At 29.4% G+C, this 22679-nt stretch carries 21 protein-coding genes; 19 read left to right on the forward strand and 2 right to left on the reverse strand.

Annotated features, from left to right (window positions below):
- The first annotated feature begins 5 nt into the window (after positions 1-5).
- From COL3_RS16210 to COL3_RS16235, 6 genes are all read left to right on the forward strand, one after another.
- Positions 6-719 carry a WecB/TagA/CpsF family glycosyltransferase gene (locus tag COL3_RS16210; RefSeq protein WP_008425215.1) on the forward strand — a complete coding sequence of 238 codons (714 nt, stop codon included), beginning with the start codon at positions 6-8 and terminating at the stop codon, positions 717-719.
- A 43-nt stretch (positions 720-762) separates the two neighbouring features.
- On the forward strand, positions 763-2289 hold the full coding sequence (gene murJ, locus COL3_RS16215) for a murein biosynthesis integral membrane protein MurJ (protein WP_008425213.1): 1527 nt from the start codon (positions 763-765) through the stop codon (positions 2287-2289).
- Between the two features lie 8 nt (positions 2290-2297).
- On the forward strand, positions 2298-3587 hold the full coding sequence (locus tag COL3_RS16220; RefSeq protein WP_008425211.1) for a hypothetical protein: 1290 nt from the start codon (positions 2298-2300) through the stop codon (positions 3585-3587).
- Positions 3588-4751, forward strand: coding sequence for a glycosyltransferase (locus tag COL3_RS16225; RefSeq protein WP_008425209.1), 1164 nt, complete (start codon positions 3588-3590; stop codon positions 4749-4751).
- Positions 4735-5976, forward strand: a complete 1242-nt coding sequence (locus COL3_RS16230; protein ID WP_008425208.1) for an O-antigen ligase family protein — start codon at positions 4735-4737, stop codon at positions 5974-5976. Before COL3_RS16225 ends, COL3_RS16230 begins: the two co-directional genes overlap by 17 nt.
- A gap of 165 nt (positions 5977-6141) precedes the next feature.
- Positions 6142-6792: a cyclodeaminase/cyclohydrolase family protein gene (locus COL3_RS16235; RefSeq protein WP_008425206.1), complete on the forward strand. Its 651-nt coding sequence runs from the start codon at positions 6142-6144 to the stop codon at positions 6790-6792.
- A 74-nt stretch (positions 6793-6866) separates the two neighbouring features.
- Here COL3_RS16235 and COL3_RS28850 read toward each other — a convergent pair whose 3' ends face one another.
- Positions 6867-7019 carry a clostri-philic family protein gene (locus COL3_RS28850; protein WP_008425205.1) on the reverse strand — a complete coding sequence of 51 codons (153 nt, stop codon included), beginning with the start codon at positions 7017-7019 and terminating at the stop codon, positions 6867-6869.
- A gap of 329 nt (positions 7020-7348) precedes the next feature.
- Between COL3_RS28850 and COL3_RS16240 the strand changes: the two genes are divergently transcribed.
- Positions 7349-7846 carry a hypothetical protein gene (locus tag COL3_RS16240; RefSeq protein ID WP_008425203.1) on the forward strand — a complete coding sequence of 166 codons (498 nt, stop codon included), beginning with the start codon at positions 7349-7351 and terminating at the stop codon, positions 7844-7846.
- 66 nt (positions 7847-7912) lie between these two features.
- Here COL3_RS16240 and pdaA read toward each other — a convergent pair whose 3' ends face one another.
- On the reverse strand, positions 7913-8797 hold the full coding sequence (gene pdaA, locus COL3_RS16245) for a delta-lactam-biosynthetic de-N-acetylase (RefSeq protein WP_008425201.1): 885 nt from the start codon (positions 8795-8797) through the stop codon (positions 7913-7915).
- Between the two features lie 206 nt (positions 8798-9003).
- Between pdaA and ychF the strand changes: the two genes are divergently transcribed.
- From ychF to COL3_RS16305, 12 genes are all read left to right on the forward strand, one after another.
- Complete coding sequence (gene ychF / locus COL3_RS16250; RefSeq protein WP_008425200.1) at positions 9004-10101, forward strand: redox-regulated ATPase YchF; 1098 nt, start codon at positions 9004-9006, stop codon at positions 10099-10101.
- Positions 10102-10327: 226 nt separating this feature from the next.
- Complete coding sequence (locus tag COL3_RS16255) at positions 10328-12127, forward strand: tetratricopeptide repeat protein (RefSeq protein ID WP_008425198.1); 1800 nt, start codon at positions 10328-10330, stop codon at positions 12125-12127.
- Positions 12128-12185: 58 nt separating this feature from the next.
- Positions 12186-13166, forward strand: coding sequence for a type I phosphomannose isomerase catalytic subunit (locus COL3_RS16260; protein ID WP_008425196.1), 981 nt, complete (start codon positions 12186-12188; stop codon positions 13164-13166).
- A gap of 273 nt (positions 13167-13439) precedes the next feature.
- Entirely contained in the window at positions 13440-14294 is an 855-nt protein-coding gene (locus COL3_RS16265; protein WP_008425195.1) for an undecaprenyl-diphosphate phosphatase, read from the forward strand.
- A gap of 511 nt (positions 14295-14805) precedes the next feature.
- Positions 14806-15903 (forward strand): 6-phosphofructokinase, encoded by a 1098-nt coding sequence (locus COL3_RS16270; protein ID WP_008425193.1) that lies wholly within the window; start codon positions 14806-14808, stop codon positions 15901-15903.
- 98 nt (positions 15904-16001) lie between these two features.
- Positions 16002-16778 carry a serine hydrolase gene (locus COL3_RS16275; RefSeq protein ID WP_008425191.1) on the forward strand — a complete coding sequence of 259 codons (777 nt, stop codon included), beginning with the start codon at positions 16002-16004 and terminating at the stop codon, positions 16776-16778.
- Between the two features lie 300 nt (positions 16779-17078).
- The gene (pyrB, locus tag COL3_RS16280; protein WP_008425188.1) at positions 17079-18005 is read left to right on the forward strand and encodes an aspartate carbamoyltransferase; all 927 of its coding nucleotides are present in this window, start codon (positions 17079-17081) and stop codon (positions 18003-18005) included.
- A 1-nt stretch (position 18006) separates the two neighbouring features.
- Positions 18007-18438 carry an aspartate carbamoyltransferase regulatory subunit gene (locus COL3_RS16285; protein WP_008425186.1) on the forward strand — a complete coding sequence of 144 codons (432 nt, stop codon included), beginning with the start codon at positions 18007-18009 and terminating at the stop codon, positions 18436-18438.
- 49 nt (positions 18439-18487) lie between these two features.
- The gene (locus COL3_RS16290) at positions 18488-19693 is read left to right on the forward strand and encodes a dihydroorotase (RefSeq protein ID WP_008425184.1); all 1206 of its coding nucleotides are present in this window, start codon (positions 18488-18490) and stop codon (positions 19691-19693) included.
- A 90-nt stretch (positions 19694-19783) separates the two neighbouring features.
- Positions 19784-20644, forward strand: coding sequence for an orotidine-5'-phosphate decarboxylase (gene pyrF, locus COL3_RS16295; RefSeq protein ID WP_008425181.1), 861 nt, complete (start codon positions 19784-19786; stop codon positions 20642-20644).
- 147 nt (positions 20645-20791) lie between these two features.
- A complete protein-coding gene (locus tag COL3_RS16300; RefSeq protein ID WP_008425179.1) occupies positions 20792-21535 on the forward strand; it encodes a dihydroorotate dehydrogenase electron transfer subunit in 744 nt (247 codons plus the stop codon).
- A gap of 21 nt (positions 21536-21556) precedes the next feature.
- Complete coding sequence (locus COL3_RS16305; protein ID WP_099716662.1) at positions 21557-22453, forward strand: dihydroorotate dehydrogenase; 897 nt, start codon at positions 21557-21559, stop codon at positions 22451-22453.
- Positions 22454-22679 lie beyond the last annotated feature (226 nt).

Here is a 22679-nt window from a genome sequence, read left to right on the forward strand (position 1 = left end):
ATAACATGTTTACTAAAATACTTGATTTTGAAATTTTTAATAAAGATAAAAGAGCATTAATGGATTATATAGATAATTTTGAAAAAGTAAATATAATATCTGGAAATCCAGAGGTTTTATTTAATGGACTAAATAATTCTATTCTTAAAGAAAATTTTAATAATAAGGATTCTATAATAATACCAGATGGAGTTGGAACTGTTATTGCATCAAAACTTATAAAAAATCCTGTTAAAGAGAAAATTGCTGGAATAGATGTAGTTAGAGAAGTTTTAAATAAAGCAAATTTGGAGAGACGATCAATTTACTTATTAGGAGCAAGAGAAGAGGTTCTTAAAAAGTGTGTGGAAAACATAAAAATGGAATTTCCAAACTTAAAAGTGTCGGGATATCATAATGGTTTTTTTGATTTAAATAATTGTGATGATATAATTGAAGATATAAGTAAATGCAATCCATGGGCAATGTTTGTAGCAATGGGTTCTCCAAGACAGGAGATATTTATAGAAAAAATTATGTATAAGACAAAAACACACATATTCATGGGAGTTGGAGGAGTATTTGATATATTTGCTGGTGAGCTTAAGAGAGCACCAAAATGGATGATATCTATAGGACTTGAGTGGTTATATAGAGTCATAAAAGAACCCTTTAGAATAAAAAGACTAATTGCTATACCTAAATTTTTATTACTTGTATTAAGATATAGGAATAAATAATTTAGTATTATAAAATAACGCATGGAAATAAATAGGTGATAAAATGAAACAGGGAAGTAGTTTAATAAAATCTACATTTATAATAATGATAGTATCATTGATAAGTAGATTTCTGGGATTTGTCCGTGATATGCTCATTGGAAAGAATTTTGGAGCAGGCGTTTATACGGATGCTTATAATATAGCTGTATCAGTACCAGAAACAATATTTACTTTAGTTGGACTTGCAATATCAACTGCCTTTTTGCCAACACTTAGTAAAATTAAAGCTAAAAATGGTAAAAATGAAATGTACGAGTTCGCAAATAATGTGATAAATATACTCTTTGCTGTATCGCTGATTATTTTCCTTATAACTAGTATTTTTTCAAAGGAAATAGTATATTTATTTGGACCTTCAGAAAAAACAGCATTAATTGCCATTGGTTTATTAAGAATTACTCTTTTAAACATATTATTTTTATCGGTTAATGCATGTTTTACAGCATTATTACAAGTAAATGAAGATTTTGTGATTCCATCCATATTGGGTTTGTTTTTTAATTTACCTATGATATTATATTTATTATTCTTTAAAAATTACGATATTTTAGGATTAACCATAGCAAATGTAATAGGAAATTTCTTTAGAGTAGCTGTTCAAGTACCATCACTAGTTACTCATGGATATAAATATAAGTTTTTTATTAACTTAAAAGACGAAAGATTAAGAGCTATTGTAATATTAATAATTCCAGTAGTTATTGGAGCAGGAGCTAATTCACTAAACATGGTAGTTGATAAATCTATTGCTTTTAACTTTCCATCTGGGTCAGTTTCAGCTTTGGATTATGCTCAAAAGCTGATAGTTTTTATTAATACTATTATCACAACATCAATTACAAGCATTGTTTATCCTCTCATGGCGAATATGAGAAATAATGACGATAAAATCGGATTTATTAATATGTTAAAAAAATCAATTTTATTTTTGGCCATATTATTAATACCTATTACTATTGGAATTGCTATATTTAATGTGGATATAATAAGAATCGCTTATGCAAGAGGAGCATTTGACGAGCATGCTGTTCAAATTACAAGCCCTGCATTATTTGGATATGCATTTGGAATATTTTTCACAGGAATAAGAGATGTATTAAACTCAACTTTATTTTCTATGGGAAAAACTAAGGTTACTACCATAAATGGAGTTATAGGAGTTATAATTAATATAAGCTTTTGTTTAATTTTATCTAGATATATTGGAATAATGGGCATAGCTTTGGCTTCAGTTATAGCTATGGCAGTAACTTCGATGCTTCTATTTAGAAGCATAATAAAACTAGAAAAAGGCTTTATTATAAAGGATATAATAGATAAGGTAGGATTAATCACAATAAGTTCTTTAATTATGGGATTAATAATAATTATTATGGTAATGAATTTAAGAGATAGATTAAGCTCGATACCACTTGTTTTACTCGGAGGAACTGTTGGAGTTATAGTGTATTTTACTTTATGTCATATGTTTAGAATTGAAGAAATCATTGAAATAAAAAGTTTAATTTTAAAGAGAATTAAAAGATAGGAGGGTATATGAAAATATTATTTATTGCCTGCTACTCCCCATTAATAAATAATTCGGCTGCTATAGAAACTTTGCAGTATTTAAATAAATTAAGTGAAATTAACAATAATGAAGTGCATCTTTTAACTGTTAATTTTCCTAAGGATTCAATATACTATGATGAAGCATTAAAAGCTATGATTGATGATAAGATAAAAATTCATATTATTGATGGTGGGATTGTCTTCAAGAAATTAATTCCTAGAAATAGCAGTGATTCTAATAATTCGTCTTTAAAAAATAATGGAGGCAGTAGAAAAATATTAAGAAAAATAAAAAATGCATTGGTAATTCCAGATATGTATTATGGATGGGCAAAGAAAGCTGGAGAATACGGAATACACTTAATGGAAAAAGAAAAATTTGATGTTATATTTTCAATGCATGAACCTCCATCATCTCATTTATGTGCCTATTATATAAAGAAGAAGTATAAGGATGTTCCATGGATTACCTACTGGAGTGATCCTTGGCTTAAAGATTCTACAAGAGAAAAATCTTTTATAGTTAAGAAAATACTAGAAAAGAGTATGGAAAAGAATATTGTAAATTTAGCAGATAGATTTATATTTGTTACAGATGCTAACAGGGATGAATATTTAAAAGATTATGAGATTTTAAATGATAAAAAGAAGACTTTTATTTTAAATAGAGGTTTTGATGCTAAATTATATGATAAGTTATCGCATGAAGAGACACCAAAGCTTATAAGTAAAGATAAAGTTAACATAATTTATACAGGTGAAATATTTTCTAAACTTAGAGATATAAAACCTTTTATTAAGGCTGTTGAAGAAATAAAGGAAGAGAGCCTCGAAGCCTACAACTTATTGAACATTTTGTTTTTTGGAAATATAGATGATATAGAGGGAAAAAAGAGATTGCAGAGTTTAGAAGCAGCTAATGTATCACCTAGAATACCATTTGATGAAGCTCTTAAATATATGCTTAATGGAGATGTGCTACTTTTATTTGGAAATAAGAATTCTAAACAAATACCAGCAAAGATTTATGATTACTTTGGGGCTAAGGGGAGAATATTTGTAATATATGGTGATAAAAATGATCCAATTAAAAGAGTAGTAGAAAATAATAAAAAATGTATTGTCACTGAAAACAATACTAAAGAAATAAAAGATAGGATTTATAAATTAATTGAAATGCATAAAGATAATAAATTGCATTGTGATTCTGATAATAAATATGAATGGAATTCAATAGTAGAGAGGTTAAATAATATATTAGAGGGAAGTGATTAAATGCATATAATGGTCATTCCGTCTTGGTATTCTTCATCAAGAAACAAAGTTCATGGCAGTTTTTTTAAGGAACAATTTAAGGCTTTGGCAAAGAGTGGTGAAAAGATAACTGTTGCTTATAATGAAATTTGGCCAATTACCATGTTGGGTAAGATACATGAAAAGAGAAAAATAAATTTTAATATTGAAGATAATTTGAGGACTTATAGATATAAAGATTATAATTACTTTCCTAAAAATCCGCTTATGTTTAGAAGTTTTAATAAAAGAATGGATATGCTCTATAAAGAAATTGTTAAGAATGAGGGAAAAGTGGATATAATTCACGCTCATTCAGCTTTTTGGGGAGGAATTGCAGCTGCTTATATAAGCAAAAAATATAATATTCCTTTGGTTTTAACTGAGCATTCATCTCTTAAATATGCAAAGTATGTTAAAGATAGTTATAAAAAATATATTTATGAAGCTTATGAGAAAGCAGATTATTTAATTGCTGTTGGAAGTGGATTAAAAAAAGAGCTTTTAGAATATATTAACAAACCAATCGACATTATCCACAATATGGTTGATTTGAATTTGTTTTCTGTGGATAAAAATGTAATTAATGATAAAAATATGAATAAAGGCTTTGGATTTTTTTCCTGTGCCTTCCTTGAGGAAGGAAAAGGTATGGAAGATTTAATAAAGGCATTTGCAAAAACTTTTAAAAATGAAAATGTAACTTTAAGAATAGGTGGTGATGGAACCATTAAACCATCATTGGAAAAACTTATTAAAGAATTAAACATGGAAAATCAGATAAAGCTCTTAGGAGCTTTATCTAGAGAAGAAGTTTCTAATGAAATGAAGAAATGCGATGTTTTTGCTCTGCCATCGGAGCATGAAACTTTTGGTGTTGTATATATTGAAGCTCTTGCATGTGGAAAACCAGTAATTGGAGCTGATAATGGCGGAGCTGAAGATATAATAAATAAAGATAATGGAATAATAGCTAAAAAGAAAGATGTTGAGGATTTATCCAAAGCGTTAAGAAAAATAAGAGAGAATTATGAATTTTATGATAAACATAAGATAATTGAAGGAACTATTTTTAGCTATTCAGAAAAAGTGCTAGTTGATAAGCTAAAAGGAGTGTATAAAAAAGTATATGAAGGAAATAATTAAAAATATATATGATTTTTTAAATAAAAAACTTTACTTTAAATTACTTTATTTATTTGTAAGTTTAACATATGTAACTATTTTAAAGCCTGCTGTACCTAAAATTTTATTGTTGGGAAATGTAGCACAAGTTTGGGGAATTCTTTTAATAATATTTTTGGTATTTGAAAATTATAAAAGAAGAAAAATATATAAATTTGATATACCTCTAGGAATATTCATGATCTTAACATTTATATTTACCATGATTGCGTACAGAAACATTGAAAATATTAAGATATGGATAGTTAATCTGCTTCTTTTTACAATAATCTTTAGTGTTGATGTTTTTAGAAATAGAAAAGTCTTAATTAAAGAGTTAAACATAATTACAGGTTTTTATGCAGTCTTTATGTTTATTGCGTCTTTAAGTTCTTTAATTATGAGATTTACAGGAACGACTATTGAAATGGGTCAAGTTATATATGGAGGTACAAAAGGTGTTTTTGAAAATGAAAATGCCCTTGCAATAGCTTCTGCATTAGCACTTGTTATGTGTATATATCTTAACAGTATAGCTCAGAACCATAAACCAAAAATGTTTTGGACGGCTAATATGATCATACAGATAATCAATATGGTAGGAATAACTATGATAGGCGGTCATGATGGAAGAAGTGCATTTCTAATTGTAGGTGGTGTTTTATATGCATTTATTTTTATGTTAAATAAGAGCAAATATTTTAGAATTGCATGTATATTAATACCAATAATTGCGGGAGGAGTTTTTTTAACTCATCAAAGTAACGTTAGGAATTTTACAAGCGGAAGAACAAGCCTTTGGCAGTCAGCAGCTATAGTAATAGAAAAGCATCCTTTAACTGGAGTTGGGTATAATGATCTTGTAGAAGCAGTAAGAAATGCTAGAGAAACTGATGATTTACCAGGATTAGATGCTGGAAGATTGCACAACGTATATGTAGAAACAGCAGCGGAAAATGGAATCATTTCATTGCTATTATTACTTACTTTTATAGTAATGATATTAACATTTATTATACAGCATTTAGATAAATTACTTAGGAAGGAAAAACTGCAAATGACTACCTTGACTTCACTTGTAGTTGGAATTCTTATAGTAAATTTGTTTGAAAGCACTTTAATATATATAGTAAGCTTTATGTCAATGATATTTTGGATATACCTTGGATACTTAGTATCGATTTTAGATAATAAAAATATTGAATAATTTAAAATGATATGAGGCTATATATTTACTAAAATGCGAGGTCTCATGTCTTTATTAAGCTTGATTTAATTATTTTTATTTTAGTAGGATGTATAAATCATGAAGGATAATAAGCAAAATATATTTAATGAAGAAAAATCTAATATGATAGGGGCACAATAACATATGAAATTTTGTGATGAAAGTATTAATCAGTTTTTAGAAGAATTAGGATCAGATTTATCTGCACCAGGTGGAGGAAGTGTGGCTGGACTTATTGCTGCGTTATCTGCTGCACTAAATTCCATGGTGTATTCATTAACAATAGGCAAAAAAAGTTATATGAGTTTAAGCGGTAGTGAAAAAGAACTCATTGCTAATTTTGAAAAGGAATCTAAAGAATTTACTGCAAGAAGTTTAGAACTTATGGAAGAGGATAGAGAAAACTTCTTGAAATTAATGGATTCTTACAAACTTCCTAAAGATAGTGAAGAAGATAAGGAAAAAAGGAATTTAGCAATAACGGAAAATACAATAAAATCAATGGAAGTACCATTAGTATTAGCAAGGGAATGTTTAGAATTTTATCAAAATCTAAATATCATGGCTAAATACGGGAATAAAATGCTGCTATCAGATTTAGGTATTTCAGCTATTTTATTACACAGCGCAATAGAAAGCTCTATAATAAATGTTAAAGTAAATTTAAATGGACTAAGAAACGAGGAATTCTTTGAAAAGATTGATAATGAGTTAGTATGTATTATGAAAAAGTCAACTGAGGAAAAGAATTTAATTACCGAAGTTGTAAATAATATAATCTATCCAAATTCATAATATTAATTAAGGAATGTAAAAGAGGTATTTAGCAATGAATGTAACTTAGCTAAATACCTCTTATATTTTTACTTTTATTGTATTGGTTCACCATCAAAATTTTCGTATTCAGGATTATTTTTAGGATCTCCAACATTATCTTGATTAGCATGAAGCCGTTGTCTTCTTACACCTTTTTGCATAGGATTGCTTGATCCAGGTTTATGTGGTCCATCTTTACGTGGCATTAAATGCACCTCCTTTACTTTAGGCACACTCAAATAAATAACAAGTCCATCTACCAAGCCTATTTTCCATCATACTGCGTCAGCAGATTGCCCTAATATGCCCGCTATGAAACCAATCTACTTCCTTGTCTGATGAAAAATAATCATGGCATTTTGGACCTGTTATTTATTTTCATGTGCCTTATTTATTTTATGTTTATATGAAGTTTTGATACATTTTATTGATAAATATTGTAGGTATAATGTATAATGTTTAGTATAATAAGATATATTAAAAAAATGCATAGAGAATTATATATTGTTTTAATGATTCTAAGGAGGAATTGATATTGGAAAATACTAAATTTCCTATTGTTATAAAGAAGAAAAATGGCATGATGATAGGTGTATCAATAATTGAAATAGTCATAGGAATAATTTTTGGAGCTACCCAGGGTGGAGTAAAAAGTGTTCTTTTGTGGGTATTTGTATTTACAGGAGTTGTAACTGCACTTTCGGTTTTAGTTGAATACAATCAAGATATAATAATTAAAGAAGATAAGATAGAATTTTATAAAAATAATGATTTAATAAAAGAAATTAAATATAGCAGCATTAAATCTATTTTTATTGGCAGGGGAGAGGAAACTAAGAACAAAAAGAAGGATTTTTTTGCAATCGGTTTTAGTAGTGATAATAAAAAAAGTAGTAAGAATTCAAAAGAAGATACTTACTTAATTAATCCTATGTCTTACTCAGGACAAGATTTAAAGATGATAAAAAATATCATTACAATGAAAAATTCTTCTGTAGAAATAGGAGAAGATGTTGAGAAATTTATAAAATAAATATGTAATTGAAAACCAGATATAAATAAGGAAAATCAGTTTCTTTATCTCTATCTGGTTTTTTTGCTATTGTGGTAAATCATTAAGTGATTTAAATTCATATCCTTCAGATTGCAATGTTTTAAGAACTTGCCCAAGTACTTTTGCATTGGTATCTGAAACTGCATGTAATAACATTATTGAACCAGGATGGGCACCTTTGCATATTTTTTCAATAGCATAAGCTTCAGATGGCTGATCTTTAACTAGCCAATCCTTGTATGCGAAGCTCCAAAAAATAGTTTTGTAGCCTAAATCTTTTGTCATTTTCAAAGATTTTTTTGAATATTTACCCATTGGAGGTCTAAAGAATTTAGGCATATCTTGCCCAATGAGTCCTTTATATGCATCTGCAACTCCATTAAGTTCAGCGTCGAACTTATTTTTATCAGAGATCTTAGCAACTGATGGGTGATGAACAGTATGATTAGCAACGATATGTCCTTCATCAACCATTCTTTTAACCAAATCAGGTTGGGTATCAATGTATGGCTTAACAACAAAAAAAGCAGCTGGTACTTTGCATTCTTTAAGCACATCTAGAATTTTCCCAGTATTACCGTTTTCGTATCCTTCATCAAAGGTGAGATATAAAACTTTTTTTGAAGTATCGCCTAAGTAATAGGCAGCATTTTCACTAAGAAAACCTACTGATTCCTTTGGACCTTCAGCGACTTTGTCCTTTCCCTTCCCTACATAATACCAGTTAAGTTCGCCTTCATCAGTAAAAGAAGAAAAAATTTCTTTTATATTATCAATGTCAAAAATATCACCAAGAACACCATCTTCTTGAAAGCATTCGTCTGAATCAACATTTTCTCCAATGGCTGCATTAACATATCTTGAAGGAGAAAGAGCAGCTATATTTAGGGCTAAAGAAAGAGCGGCTATAGGTTTTATTATTTTTTTCATTTTCTAACCTCCAATCTAAAAATATCTGAAATAGATATTATAATAGCACTTAATCATTCTTATTATTAGAAGTTTATTAAAGAATAATCGTGGTAAATTATACAAAGTGATTAACTTTGTTTTTAGTAAGTTGAAATAAAAGCGGTTCTAGAGTATAATTTTTAAAGGTATACTAAAAGTTAGAAGTAAGAAAGGAATGTACATAGATGAAATTAGGTATGGTAGGTTTACCGAATGTAGGTAAAAGTACGTTGTTTAATGCAATAACAAAGGCTGGAGCTGAGTCAGCTAATTATCCATTCTGTACAATTGAACCAAATGTTGGTGTTGTAAGTGTTCCAGATAAAAGATTAGATGTTTTAGAACAAATGTATAATACAAAGAAAAAAGTATATACAGCAATAGAGTTTTATGATATAGCAGGATTAGTAAAAGGAGCTTCAAAGGGTGAAGGTTTAGGAAATAAGTTCTTATCTCATATTAGAGAAGTTGCTGCAATAGTTCATGTTGTTAGATGCTTTGATGATGGAAATGTTGTTCACGTTGAAGGTTCAGTAGATTCAATAAGAGATATTGAAACTATAAATTTAGAATTAATCTTTTCAGATTTAGAAGTTTTAGAGAGAAGAATGGAAAAATCGTTAAAGCTTGTAAGATCAGGAGATAAGACTGCTAAATTTGAATATGGAGTTATGGAAAGAGTTAAGGAACAGCTAGAAGCGAATAAGCCAGTTAGAACTTTAGAAGTTACAGAAGAAGAAAATGATTTTATAAAAGGTTTGTTTTTAATCACTTCAAAGCCTGTTTTATATGCATGTAACATTTCTGAAGACGATGTTATGGAAGGTAACTTTGATAATGATTATGTTAAAAAAGTAAAAGAATATGCAGCAGCTGAAAATTCAGAAGTAATGGTAATAAGTGCAAAAATTGAAGAAGAATTATCTGGACTTGAAGATGAAGAAAAAGCTGAAATGTTATCAGAATATGGTTTAGATGAATCAGGATTAGATAAGTTGGTAGAAACTAGTTATAGATTACTTGGACTTATGAGTTTCTTAACAGCAGGAGTTCAAGAAGTTAGAGCTTGGACAATCAGAAGAGGAACAAAAGCACCTCAAGCAGCAGGAAAAATTCACTCTGATATTGAAAGAGGATTTATTAGAGCAGAAGTAGTTGGATATGATGATTTAGTTGAATGTGGTTCTGAGGCAGCAGCCAAGGAAAAAGGAAAATTTAGACTTGAAGGAAAAGAATACGTAATGCAAGATGGAGATGTAGTTAACTTCAGATTTAATGTCTAGAAAATAGTATCATTATTACATGGTTCAACAAGAAAGTGAGATTTTAATTAATCTTACTTTCTTTTTTTAAACAAAAGTAGGTATTAACAAATTTAAAATTATAATCTAATTATTAATATATAATTACAATTGTATGAATCTTATACAAAATGTAGATTTTTGTAGCAAAGTTTGTTAAAATAGAGGGCAGTATAAGTTAATTACGAAAGTAAGGTGTGATATATTAGTGGGTAAAAAGGTTAAGGATTACATAAATGCTTTAAGAGAACATGAGTATTTTCCTAAAACTATGGCTATAATTAGGATACATATAAGAAGCTTTAAGAAAAATAAGTATTTTATTCCAACAATGGCTATAGTCCTTTTCTTAATTGTAACATTAGGCATTACGATGATTTTAAAAAATTTTAAGGGAACAAAGAAGTTTGAAGGAACTATAGCAACTAATGCAGCTGAACAGGATTTTTATGATAAAAAATATGACCTAGCTATTGCAGACTACACTAAACTTCAAGAAAAAGATGAGTGGCCGATATATAATTTAAAGATTGCTGAAATTTACTCCATGGAAGGAGATTTTATTAAGTCTAATGAACTCCTTAAAAAGGTATACGAAGCTAGAAATAAGATTATAGATACCCAGAAAAAAGATTTAGACAAGCTTCAGATTAAAGATAAGGAATTAACTAATTACATAGTATTTACATCCTTGTTAAATGGAGATTATAAAAAGGCAATAGAATACGGAGAATTATTTTTACAAACATATCCTAACGATAAGAATCTAATGAAAACAATGTTTACTGTTTATATAGCAAATGGTGATAAAGACAAAGCGAAAGAAATAATTGGGCAGTATTCTCAAAATGATGAAAATGCCAGTGATTTAGCTTCTATAGCTAAGATGTATATGCTACTTGATGATTATGATAAAGGATTTGAGTCGTTAAAGGAAGCATGGGATAAAGACAAAAATGAAATATCAGTATTTGATGTTATAGCTCAGATTGCAGATTATGATGAAACTGATATATTAGATAAAATTTCTAAGCTTGAAAAAAAAGATCCAAATGAACTTGCTTATAAAATGTGGGAAATGAAAATTTACTCAATGAGTAAAGATTCTGCTAAAAAAGCAGAGGAACTAGCTGATAAGTTAGGTGGCGAAGATGTGGGAAATGAAAATCTATTACTTATCAAAGCAAGCATATATCAAAATTTAGGAGAGACTGAAAAGGCAAAAGAGGTATCAGATGAAATAATAAAGAATAATCCTAATTCCTTTATAGGATATCATGCTGCTGCTTGGCAGGCTTTTAATAATGAAAATTATGATGAAGCATTTAAAGATTGCGAAAAGAGTGTTCTAGCAAATAGGGATTACTCAGATAATTATGGATTTTTAATACCTGAAATACTTGAAAAGCAAAACAAAACTGAAGAATCAGAGCCATATTTTAGAACTGCTTTATATAAAGATCCTTTAAGTTTCAATATTGTAATTAAAACAGCAGAGTATTATGGAAATACTATAAAGGATACTTCCAAAGCCTTATATTATTATGATTTTGCGTCTAAATTAAAGCAAAATGATGCAGAAATATATTATAATATGGCATTAATACAAATTAATAATCAAAGAGCTGATGATGCAGCACAATTATTAAAGAAATGTGTATCAATAAATAACAAAGAACCTAAATACCACAGAGCTCTTGGAACTGTTTATTTAAATAGTGAGAAAAACGACGATGCTCTTAAAGAAATAAAAAGTGCATATGCAATTGACAAGAATGATATCTTAACATTAAATAATGCAGGATGCTATTATATTGCTGTTGATGGTGATATAAATAGAGGGCTAGTAAATTTGAAAGCAGCATATGATGGAATAAATGAAAAAACTAGTGCAGAAGACAAAGATACTATAACTGCAAATTACAATAGGGTTAAGAACCTCTCAGATGCATATAATAAGAAGAATGGGGCAACATTAAAAATACCAGATCTTAAGTTGTTTTATTAAAATATAATAGTATTATAATTTAAAATACACAATTAATCTTGCTTATAGGGGGAGTTACATGTATCCAATTAAATTCGGAAATTTATATTATGAAAGAATATGGGGTGGAAAACACCTGGAGAAATTTAGAAATAATGTTCCTGAAGGAGTAATAGGTGAAAGCTGGGATATCGCTTGTCATAAAAATGGTACAGGTAAAGTTGAAAATGGAGAATTAAAAGGAAAAAACTTTCATGAAATAATAGAACTTTTTGGAGAAGAGCTTGTTGGGACAAAAATGGATACGAAAGAATTTCCACTTTTGATTAAGTTAATAACTGCAGATGATAAACTTTCAGTTCAAGTTCATCCAAACGATGAATATGCAAATAGAGTTGAAAAAGATTCTGGGAAAACAGAAGCTTGGTATGTAGTAGATGCAGAAGAAAATGCCTCATTAATTGTAGGAACAAAAGATTGTGATAAAGAAAAATTTAAAAAAGCAATTGAAGAGGGGAATTTAGATAAATATTTAAATAAAATTCCTGTTAAAAAAGGTGACTTCTTTTTTGTACAAAGCGGATTGGTTCATGCTATATGTGAAGGTGTTTTAATTGCTGAAATCCAACAAAATAGTGATACAACATATAGAGTTTATGATTACAATAGGGGAAGAGAAATACACGTTGAGAAAGCATTAGAAGTAATTGATTTTTCCTTAAAGGGAGCAAATTCAAAAGGGATTCTAATAGAAAAAGAAGATTATGAAAAGACTTATCTTTGCTTAGATGAATACTTCACTATACAAAAATATAAAATTAATACGTGTATAAAAGAAAAAAGTGATGATGAGAGATTTTATTTATTTACATGTGTTGATGGTAATGGTGTAATAAAATATGATGGCGATAAAGAAGAGAAAATTCTTATGGGGGATAGTGTCTTTATTCCAGCAACTCTTGGAGATTATGAGTTAGTAGGTAACTTTACACTATTAAAGAGCTATGTACCAGATCTAAAAAGTGAAGAAAAAGAAATATTAGGTATAATAAAAAAATAATAATAAATACTAGGGAGGAACTAAATAGTTGCTCCTTAATTATTGAAAGTATGACCAATAATGAATTAATAGACAACTAAAATAATATTATAAATATGTGGACAAGTTATGTAATTTATTGCGAAGGATTTAAATATAGAAAATAGAATAGTGGCAATAATTAAAATAACTTTACATTGTAATAAAATTGAAAGAAATTTGAATATGAAATTTGTATAAAATTATTTATAATTAAAGAAGTAAATAAGAAATTAGAAAGAGAGTGAAGTTTAGGTGGGAATAGATATATTATTTATAATTAAGGCGATTATTATGGGAATAGTTGAAGGGCTTACTGAATTTATCCCAGTATCTTCAACAGGACATTTGATACTTACCGGAAGTATTATTAATTTTACAGGGGATTTTCCAGAGATGTTTGAAGTAGTAATACAATTAGGTGCAATACTTGCAGTTGTTGTATTGTATTGGGAAAAAATACGAAATAGTGTGGTCGACTTTTTTGCTTATATAGCTTCAAGAGGAAAAAGAGGGGAAGTCGGTTTTAGATTTGGAGTTAATATCATTGTTGGATCAATTCCAATGATGATATTAGGAGTAATTTTTTATAAAAAGATTAAAACAGTTTTATTTGGACCTTGGCCTGTTGTTATTGCATTTTTAATTGGTGGTATGCTATTAATTGTGATTGAAAATAAGTTTAGAAAAAATAAACATGCTGTAAGGGATATTGATAAAATTACACCTATAGAATCATTAAAAATTGGATTTTTTCAATGTCTTGCCATGTGGCCAGGAATGTCAAGAAGTGCTTCCACAATAATGGGAGGATGGGTTTCAGGTCTTTCAACTGCCGTTGCTGCTGAATATTCATTTTTTCTAGCTATCCCAGCTATGGTTGGTTCATCAGGAATGGATTTACTAAAATTTAATTATTCAGAGATGAATATGACTAATGCAATAGCATTGGCTGTTGGATTTATAGTTTCATTTATAGTTGCGCTTATTGTTATGAAAAAATTTATAGATTATCTAAAGAAGAGACCTATGAGAGTATTTGCAGTTTATAGGATTGGTGCAGGTATAGTATTCGGAATACTTATGTTATCAGGAATATTAAAGATGTAAAATAATTAAGAAGAATTGAGGTTATATATTTTATATAGCTCAGTTCTTTTTTTATGTCGAGGAAATTATAGAATTTTTAATTATTGAAATCTAGTGATATCAACGCTTGTCAGATTTTTTTGCGGTGAGAAATAAATAATGAATGATTAAGGGATAAAAGCCTGTGGCTTTTCAAAAAATAAGAACGATTAAATTAACCCCTCATTTAAAAAGCACGGTATAGGTGCGTTATTTCAACCTTAAAATATAATTTTTAAAATTACGTGGAGTATATTTCCTTTATAAATGAATGTCTGGGAAATTAAATATATTAGTATTAATATAAATAAATGAGCAAAAATATAATAGTAAGAAAATAAAAATTAGAATTCTTATTTAAAGAATGAATATATTGTAAATTTATACTTTTCAGAAATTAAAGTTTGTGATATCATTTAAATAAATAGTCAGAAAATAATGATAATTTAATTTATTATTTCAAAAGAAGATTATGGTATAGGGGGATTTAGAAATGTCCAAAGAAATAAAAAAAATAGCGTTATTAACTGGAGGAGGAGACTGCCCAGGATTAAATGCAGTAATAAGTTCTGTAACAAAAACAGCAATATTAAACTATGGATATGAAGTTATTGGATATAAATTTGGGTATAGAGGATTGTACAACAACGATTTCATTCCATTAGATTTATCAACTGTATCAGGTCTTATATCGCGTGGAGGAACAATACTTTATAGTTCAAACAAAGATAATTTATTTGACTATAGTATAGAAGAAAACGGAAAAATGGTCAAAAAAGATGTTTCAGATGTAGCAGTTGAGAATCTAAAAAAGGAAGGTGTAGACGTTTTAATAGTTATTGGTGGTGATGGAACATTAACATCAGCTAGAGATTTTTCTCGTAAAGGAGTAAAGGTTATAGGAGTTCCAAAGACCATAGATAATGATTTAGGGTCAACAGATATAACATTTGGATTTAATACATCGATTGCTATTGCAACAGAAGCGTTGGATAGGCTTCATACAACTGCAGAATCACATCATAGAATTATGATATTAGAAGTTATGGGAAGAAACGCAGGATTTATAGCATTAGAATCAGGAATAGCTGGATCAGCTGATGTTATTTTATTACCTGAAATCCCATATGATATAAATAAAATCGTAGATAAAATTGAGGATAGAAAGAAACATGGAAAACTATTTACTATTATAGTTGTAGCTGAAGGTGCAAAACCTAAAAATGGTGAGGTTATGGTAGCTAAAATAGTTGAAGATAGTCCAGATCCAATTAGACTTGGTGGTATTGGAAATAAATTAGCTAGTGATTTAGAAAGATTAGTCAAAGATAGAGAAGTTAGATGTACAGTCCTTGGTCACATCCAAAGAGGTGGAATGACAAACACCTATGATAGAATATTATCTACAAGATATGGTGTTGGTGCTGTAGAGCTTATTAATCAAGGTAAATTTGGAAGTATGGTGTGCTTAAAGGGTAATGAAATTACCTATGATAGTCTAGAAAATGTTATAGGAAATAATAAGCAAGTAGATCCAAATGGTGAGTTGGTTACTGTAGCAAAGAAAATAGGCATATCATTTGCTGATTAATTAACTTAAGAAGAGTACTAAAATAATTATTAATGATATTTTAGTACTCATGGGATACCTAATGACATTAAGAGTATTTTTAGAAAGCGGTGGGTATTATGAAAGAAATAAAAAGATATTTAGAATCTAGAATCGGAACATATTCATTTTTCTTTGAGGATTTAGAAAGTGGTTTTTCTTATGGATATAATGAAAATGTGCAGATGACAGCAGCTGGGTGTATGAAACTACCGATAGCAGTATCTGTAATAAAATATGTTCAAGATGAAAAGGGTTCATTTTTAGATAAGATTAAAATTGAAGAAGAAGATAAAGTTTATGGAACAGGAATTCTTCATGAGTTTGATAATAGAGAATATACCCTATTTGAATTATTAGTTGCTATGCTTATACAAAGTGATAACACAGCAGCAAATAAGCTTATTGATATAGTTGGTATGGATAACATAAATGAAGACATAATTGCTCAAGGACTAAAAAATACTAAGCTCAATAGAAAGACTTCAGATGAGAGGGCAGCAAGTAGTGGAATTGAAAATATAACTAGTGCTTTAGATTTGGCGAAAATATGGAAACACTTATATAGCGCAAGTTATTTAGATAAGAAAAATAGCACAATGCTTATAGATATACTTCAACGTCAACAAATGAAAAATAAGTTAGCACTGTATATACCTGATGATTTGAAATTTGAAATATCAAGTAAAACTGGAGATAAAGCAAGTGTTGAAAATGATACAGCTTTAATTCATGTTCAAAAAGGGTCATTTACCTTTACTGTTCTTTCAATGGGAATTCCTAATAGCGTATATGGAACCGTTACTCTTGCTAAATGTGGTAAGATGATGTGGGATAGTATAATGAATAATTTTTAGGTCTCTAATCTAATAACTCCTAGAAAACTAGGGGTTATTTTTTTAGACTGCAATTTTAATGTGATAATTTAAACAGTAGGGTGAAATTATTTATATTGACAGAGTCTCAAAGAAGTGTTATCCTTACACAAAGAATAACCTTTAATTTGATTCAGAGAAATCAATAAGGAAGTTATGTAATAACAGATATTTAGGTTTATTATGCCTTCCTTTGAATAAAAGGAAGCTTTTTTATTATAGTATTATATAATTTCCTCCCTTTAAATTAACACAGAGAGGTTAACAAGGAGTGATGTAAAAATGACAAAAGATATTAGACATCTAATAGAACCTATGGACTTTACAGTAGAGGAATTAGATGAATTATTTAACCTAGCACATCAAATAATGGCACATCCAAAAGAATTTTCACATATTTGTGATGGGAAAATTCTAGCGACTTTATTTTACGAACCAAGTACTAGAACTAGATTGAGCTTTGAAGCTGCAATGATGAGACTTGGAGGTAAAATTCTTGGGTTTTCAGAACCAAATTCAACATCAATTTCAAAAGGAGAAACCTTGGCTGACACAATTAAAATGGTATCTATATATTCAGATATTATTACCATGAGACATCCAAAGGAAGGTGCGGCAAAAGTTGCAAGCCTTTATTCAAATGTACCAATAATCAATGCAGGAGATGGAGGGCATCAGCATCCTACTCAAACTTTAGCTGACCTATTAACAATTACAAGTTTAAAGGATGGATTAAATAACCATGTGATTGGAATTTGTGGAGATTTAAAATTTGGTAGAACAGTACATTCGCTTATAAAAGCAATGTCACGATATAAAAACAATAAATTCGTACTGATATCGCCTAAAGAACTTACTGTGCCACAATATATAAGAGAAGAAATTTTAGAGAAGAATAATATTGAATATATAGAAGTAGAAAAATTAGAAGATGTAATTGATAATTTAGATATTTTATACATGACAAGAGTCCAAAAAGAAAGATTCTTTAATGAAGAAGAATATTTAAGACTTAGAGATAGCTACATATTAGATAAAGCAAAAATGAATCTAGCTAAAAGCGATATGATTGTAATGCATCCACTTCCAAGAGTAAATGAAATAGCATATGAAGTAGATGAAGATAGCAGAGCTTCCTACTTTAAGCAAGCTGAATATGGAATGTATGGAAGAATGGCATTGATGATTAAGCTTTTGGGGGTGATGTAGTATGCTAGAGATTACTAGTATTAAAAACGGAATAGTAATAGATCATATTCAAGCTGGAGTGGGGATAAAAATATTTAATTATTTAGGTTTGGATACTAATAACTGCAGCGTTGCATTAATTATTAATGCTGATAGTAAAAAGCTTGGAAAGAAGGATATAATAAAAATAGAAAATTGCAATGAACTTGATTATACAGTATTGGGATTACTTTCACCTACTATTACAATATGTGAGGTAAAAGATGAGATGATAACAAATAAGGTTACTCCAACACTGCCTAATAAAGTAGAAAATATAATAAAGTGTAAGAATCCAAGTTGCATAACTAGCCAGGAAGAGTATGTGCCTCATTCATTTGTTTTAGTAGATAAGGAAAATGGAAGATACAGATGTGAATACTGTGACGAAATAACAAAGCTTTCAGAAATATAGCAATTACAAAATGTACTTCTAACAGTTAACTGAATAAAGGGGTGTTTATATGGAACTTTTAATAAAAAATGCCAGATTTATAGATGTAACTCAAGATTTTATAGGAGACGTTTATATAAAAAATGGATTAATAGAAGAAATAGGAAAAGAAATACACAAGGATAATGTGGAGACACTTGAATGTGAAGGCAGGATTTTGATGCCAGCATTTATAGATACTCATGCCCATTTTAGAGATCCAGGGCTTACTTGGAAGGAAGATATTGAAACAGGCTCTAAGGCGGCATTAAGAGGCGGATATACAGGAGTCTGCCTGATGGCAAACACTAATCCTATTTGTTCATCTAAGGAAACCTTAGAATATGTAAGAAATAAATCAAAAGAAGTTAATCTTATAGATATTCATCAATGTTTATCAGTTACAAAGAACTTTGATGGAACTACATTAAGTCATTTAGAAGAACTTTCAAGTGATACGGGAATCAAAGCTATTTCAGATGATGGAGTAGGAGTATCTAATTCAAATACTATGCTTGAAGCAATGAAGATAGCAAAGAAAAATAATTGGGTTATAATGTCACATGCAGAAAGTCCAGAATTCTCAAAAGTCGACATGAGAATAGCTGAAAATATGATGACACTTAGAGATGTTGAATTAGCTAAATTAAGTGGAGCTAGATTACATATGTGCCATGTAAGCACAAAAGAGGCTATTAAATACATTATAGATGGTAAAATGAGTGGTGCGAATATAACATTGGAGGTTACGCCTCACCATATAGGACTTACAAGAGATATTAATGACTACAGGGTTAATCCTCCAATTAGGGAAAAAGAGGATGTAGATGCAATAATTGATGCAATAAAATTAGGAATGGTTGATACAATAGGAACTGACCATGCACCGCACACAGCAGAGGAAAAGAAAAAAGGTTCTCCTGGAATGGTTGGTCTTGAAACAGCATTTTCAATATGTTACACAAAACTGGTTAAAGAAAATGATATTACATTAAATAAACTAAGTGAATTAATGTCTTATAATCCAGCGAAACTTTTAGATATGAATAAAGGAAAAATTAGCATAGGAACAGAAGCAGATTTAGTTTTAGTAGATGTTAATAAGAAAATAAAAGTTAACCCAGAAGAATTTAAATCAAAGGGAAGAAATACTCCTTTTGATGGTATGGAGTTTTACGGAGAAATTCTGGTTACAATAAAAGGCGGAGAAATAAAATTTAATTCGGTTAGTAAATAATAGTTAATATTAAAGAAATTCCGTAGGAATTTCATCATTAACTGATAACTGTTAACTCTTAATTGTTAACTGAATGAAAGGGTGATTTAAATGACAAGTTACATAATAGATAAGTTATATAATAGAGTTGAAGACAGAGGAGTAGTTTGTGTAGGTTTAGATACAGCACTAAGCTATGTACCAGATCATATAAAAGAAGGCAGAACTGATAGTGAAGCTATATTTGAATTTAATAAACAAATAATAGATGCAACTGCAGATGTATCCGCATGTTTTAAAGTTCAGATTGCTTACTATGAAGCATTAGGGCTAGAGGGATTAATTGCTTATAAGAAGACATTAGATTATCTAAGAGAAAAAGATGAAATAATAATAGCTGATATAAAAAGAGGCGATATTGCAGCAACAGCAACAATGTATGCAAAGGCTCATTTTGAAGGGGATTTTGAAGCGGATTTTATAACTTTAAGCCCATATATGGGGATGGACAGTATTGAACCATATTTACCTTATCTAGAACAAGGGAACAAAGGTGTGTTTTGCTTAGTAAGAACATCAAACCCTGGAGCAGAAGATATTGAATATTTAGATACAACTGAAAATAAAAAGGTTTATGAAGTTGTAGCAGATAAAATAACTGGAATAAGTAAAAATATTGTAGGAGAATGCGGGTATAGTGCAATTGGTGGAGTTATTGGCTGTACTCATGTTGAAGAAGGAAAGAAAATAAGATCAAATTATAATAATATGTTTTTCCTTATACCAGGATATGGAGCACAAGGTGGTAAAGCTGAGGATGTTGCCTTATACTTAAACAATGGAAATGGTGGAGTTGTAAACTCTTCAAGAGGAATACTCCTTGCTTATAAAAAAGAAAATAGAGAAAAAGAGTTTGCTTTATGCGCTAGAGAAGAAGCAATAAAGATGAGAGACGCAATTAAAAACAGTTAACAGTTAACAAGTTACAGTTTACAGTTAAGGAACAAATCCTCTTTAGAAGATTTGAAAAAATATTTTTAAGAAATCCCTATTAGGGATTTCCTCCTTAACTGTAAATTGTGAACTGTAAACTGTAAACTGAATTAAAGGAGGATAAACATGGCTATAACTTACAGAAATGCAAAAGTTGTTTCAAATAAAGAAATTTCAAAAGATATATATAAATTGGTCGTAGAAGATGATTCGGAAATAAAGGCTGGACAATTTTATATGTTAAAACTAAACGGTACTACATTTTTGCCAAGACCAATAAGTATATGTGAAAAGATTGAGAATAAATTAACATTTCTATATGCTGTAGTAGGAAACGGAACTAAGGAATATACTAAGCTTATAGAAAATGATGAAATAAGCTTAACAGGGCCTCTTGGCAACGGATTTGATTTAGATCAAGAATATAAAAAAGTCGCATTGGTTGCAGGTGGAATAGGAACAGCACCAATGCTCGAGCTTGCGAAAAAATTAAGACAAAAAAATCCAGATGAAAAAATAGATTTATATGCAGGTTTTAGGGATGATATTTATTTAATAGATGAATTAAAAGAATACGTTAATGATGCTTATGTATCAACAAATACAGGAAAACATGGTCATAAAGGATTTGTTACAGATCTTTTAAAGCCGGAAGAATATGATACAGTCTTATGTTGTGGACCAGAAATCATGATGAAAAAGGTTATAGATATGTGTAAAGAAAAGAATGTTGCGGTATATGTATCTATGGAAAAACATATGGCATGTGGAGTTGGAGCATGCTTAGTATGTACTTGCAAAACAAAAGATGGCCATAAGAGAACTTGTAAAGATGGCCCAGTATTCGATGGATACTATGTTGAATTATAATAACCAAAGGAGGAGAAGAATATGATGAAAGTAACTATTAATAACGTAGAATTTAAAAATCCAGTAATAGCTGCATCAGGAACCTTTGGTTTTGGTGAAGAATTTAATAACTTTTATGATGTTGGAATTCTTGGCGGGATATCTTCTAAGGGGCTTACAATTAATCCTAAACAAGGGAATGAAGGCATAAGAGTATATGAAACTCCATCAGGCATGATGAATTCAGTTGGATTACAAAATCCGGGAATAGATGCATTTATTGAAAATGAGCTTCCTAAAATGAAGAAGTATGGAACAAATGTAATTGCAAATATCGGGGGTGGATGTTTAGAAGATTATGAAGCCGCTGTAAGTAAAATAGATAATAGTGATGTAGATATGATTGAACTTAATATTTCATGTCCAAATGTAAAACATGGTGGAATGGCATTTGGAATTAAATCAAAAGTGGCATACGATGTTGTTAGAGAAATTAAAGGTATGACTAAGAAACCGCTAATGGTTAAATTATCTCCTAATGCAGAAGACATAGTGGATATGGCCTTAAAATGCCAAGAAGCAGGAGCTGATTCTATTTCGTTAATAAATACTTTAAAGGGAATGGCTATAGATGTGTATAAAAGAAAGCCGGTATTTAATAATATAACAGCAGGTCTGTCAGGCCCAGCTGTAAAACCAATTGCTCTTAGAATGGTTTATGAAGTGGCTAAGGCAGTAGATATTCCTGTAATAGGACTTGGTGGAATTTCAAATGGTAAGGATGCTATAGAATTTATGATGGCAGGGGCTAGTGCAATACAAATAGGAACTATTAATTTTGTAAACCCTATGGCTGGTAAAGAGATAATCGAGGAAATGGAAAATTTTCTAAGAGAACAAGGAATTAAGGATATTAATGAAATTGTAGGAATAATATAAAATTTGGACTTGGAGTACTAGTGGTGAACTGGATAAAGATGATATAAAAAAAATTTATTATTAAACAGAAAAAGTAAATAGTTACCCTCTCAGCTTAAGTTGAGAGGGATTATTTTTTTATTCTTTAGGAATTTATAATGCAGTAAAATCTGTGGATAACTTATTTAAAGAGCTGTTTAATTAGGTTTTGTATGGAAAAAGAATAAAAAAGAAATCTTATTCGCCT

The organism is Clostridium sp. LS (assembly GCF_002760435.1).
In the GTDB taxonomy this organism is placed as follows: Bacteria; Bacillota; Clostridia; order Clostridiales; family Clostridiaceae; genus Clostridium.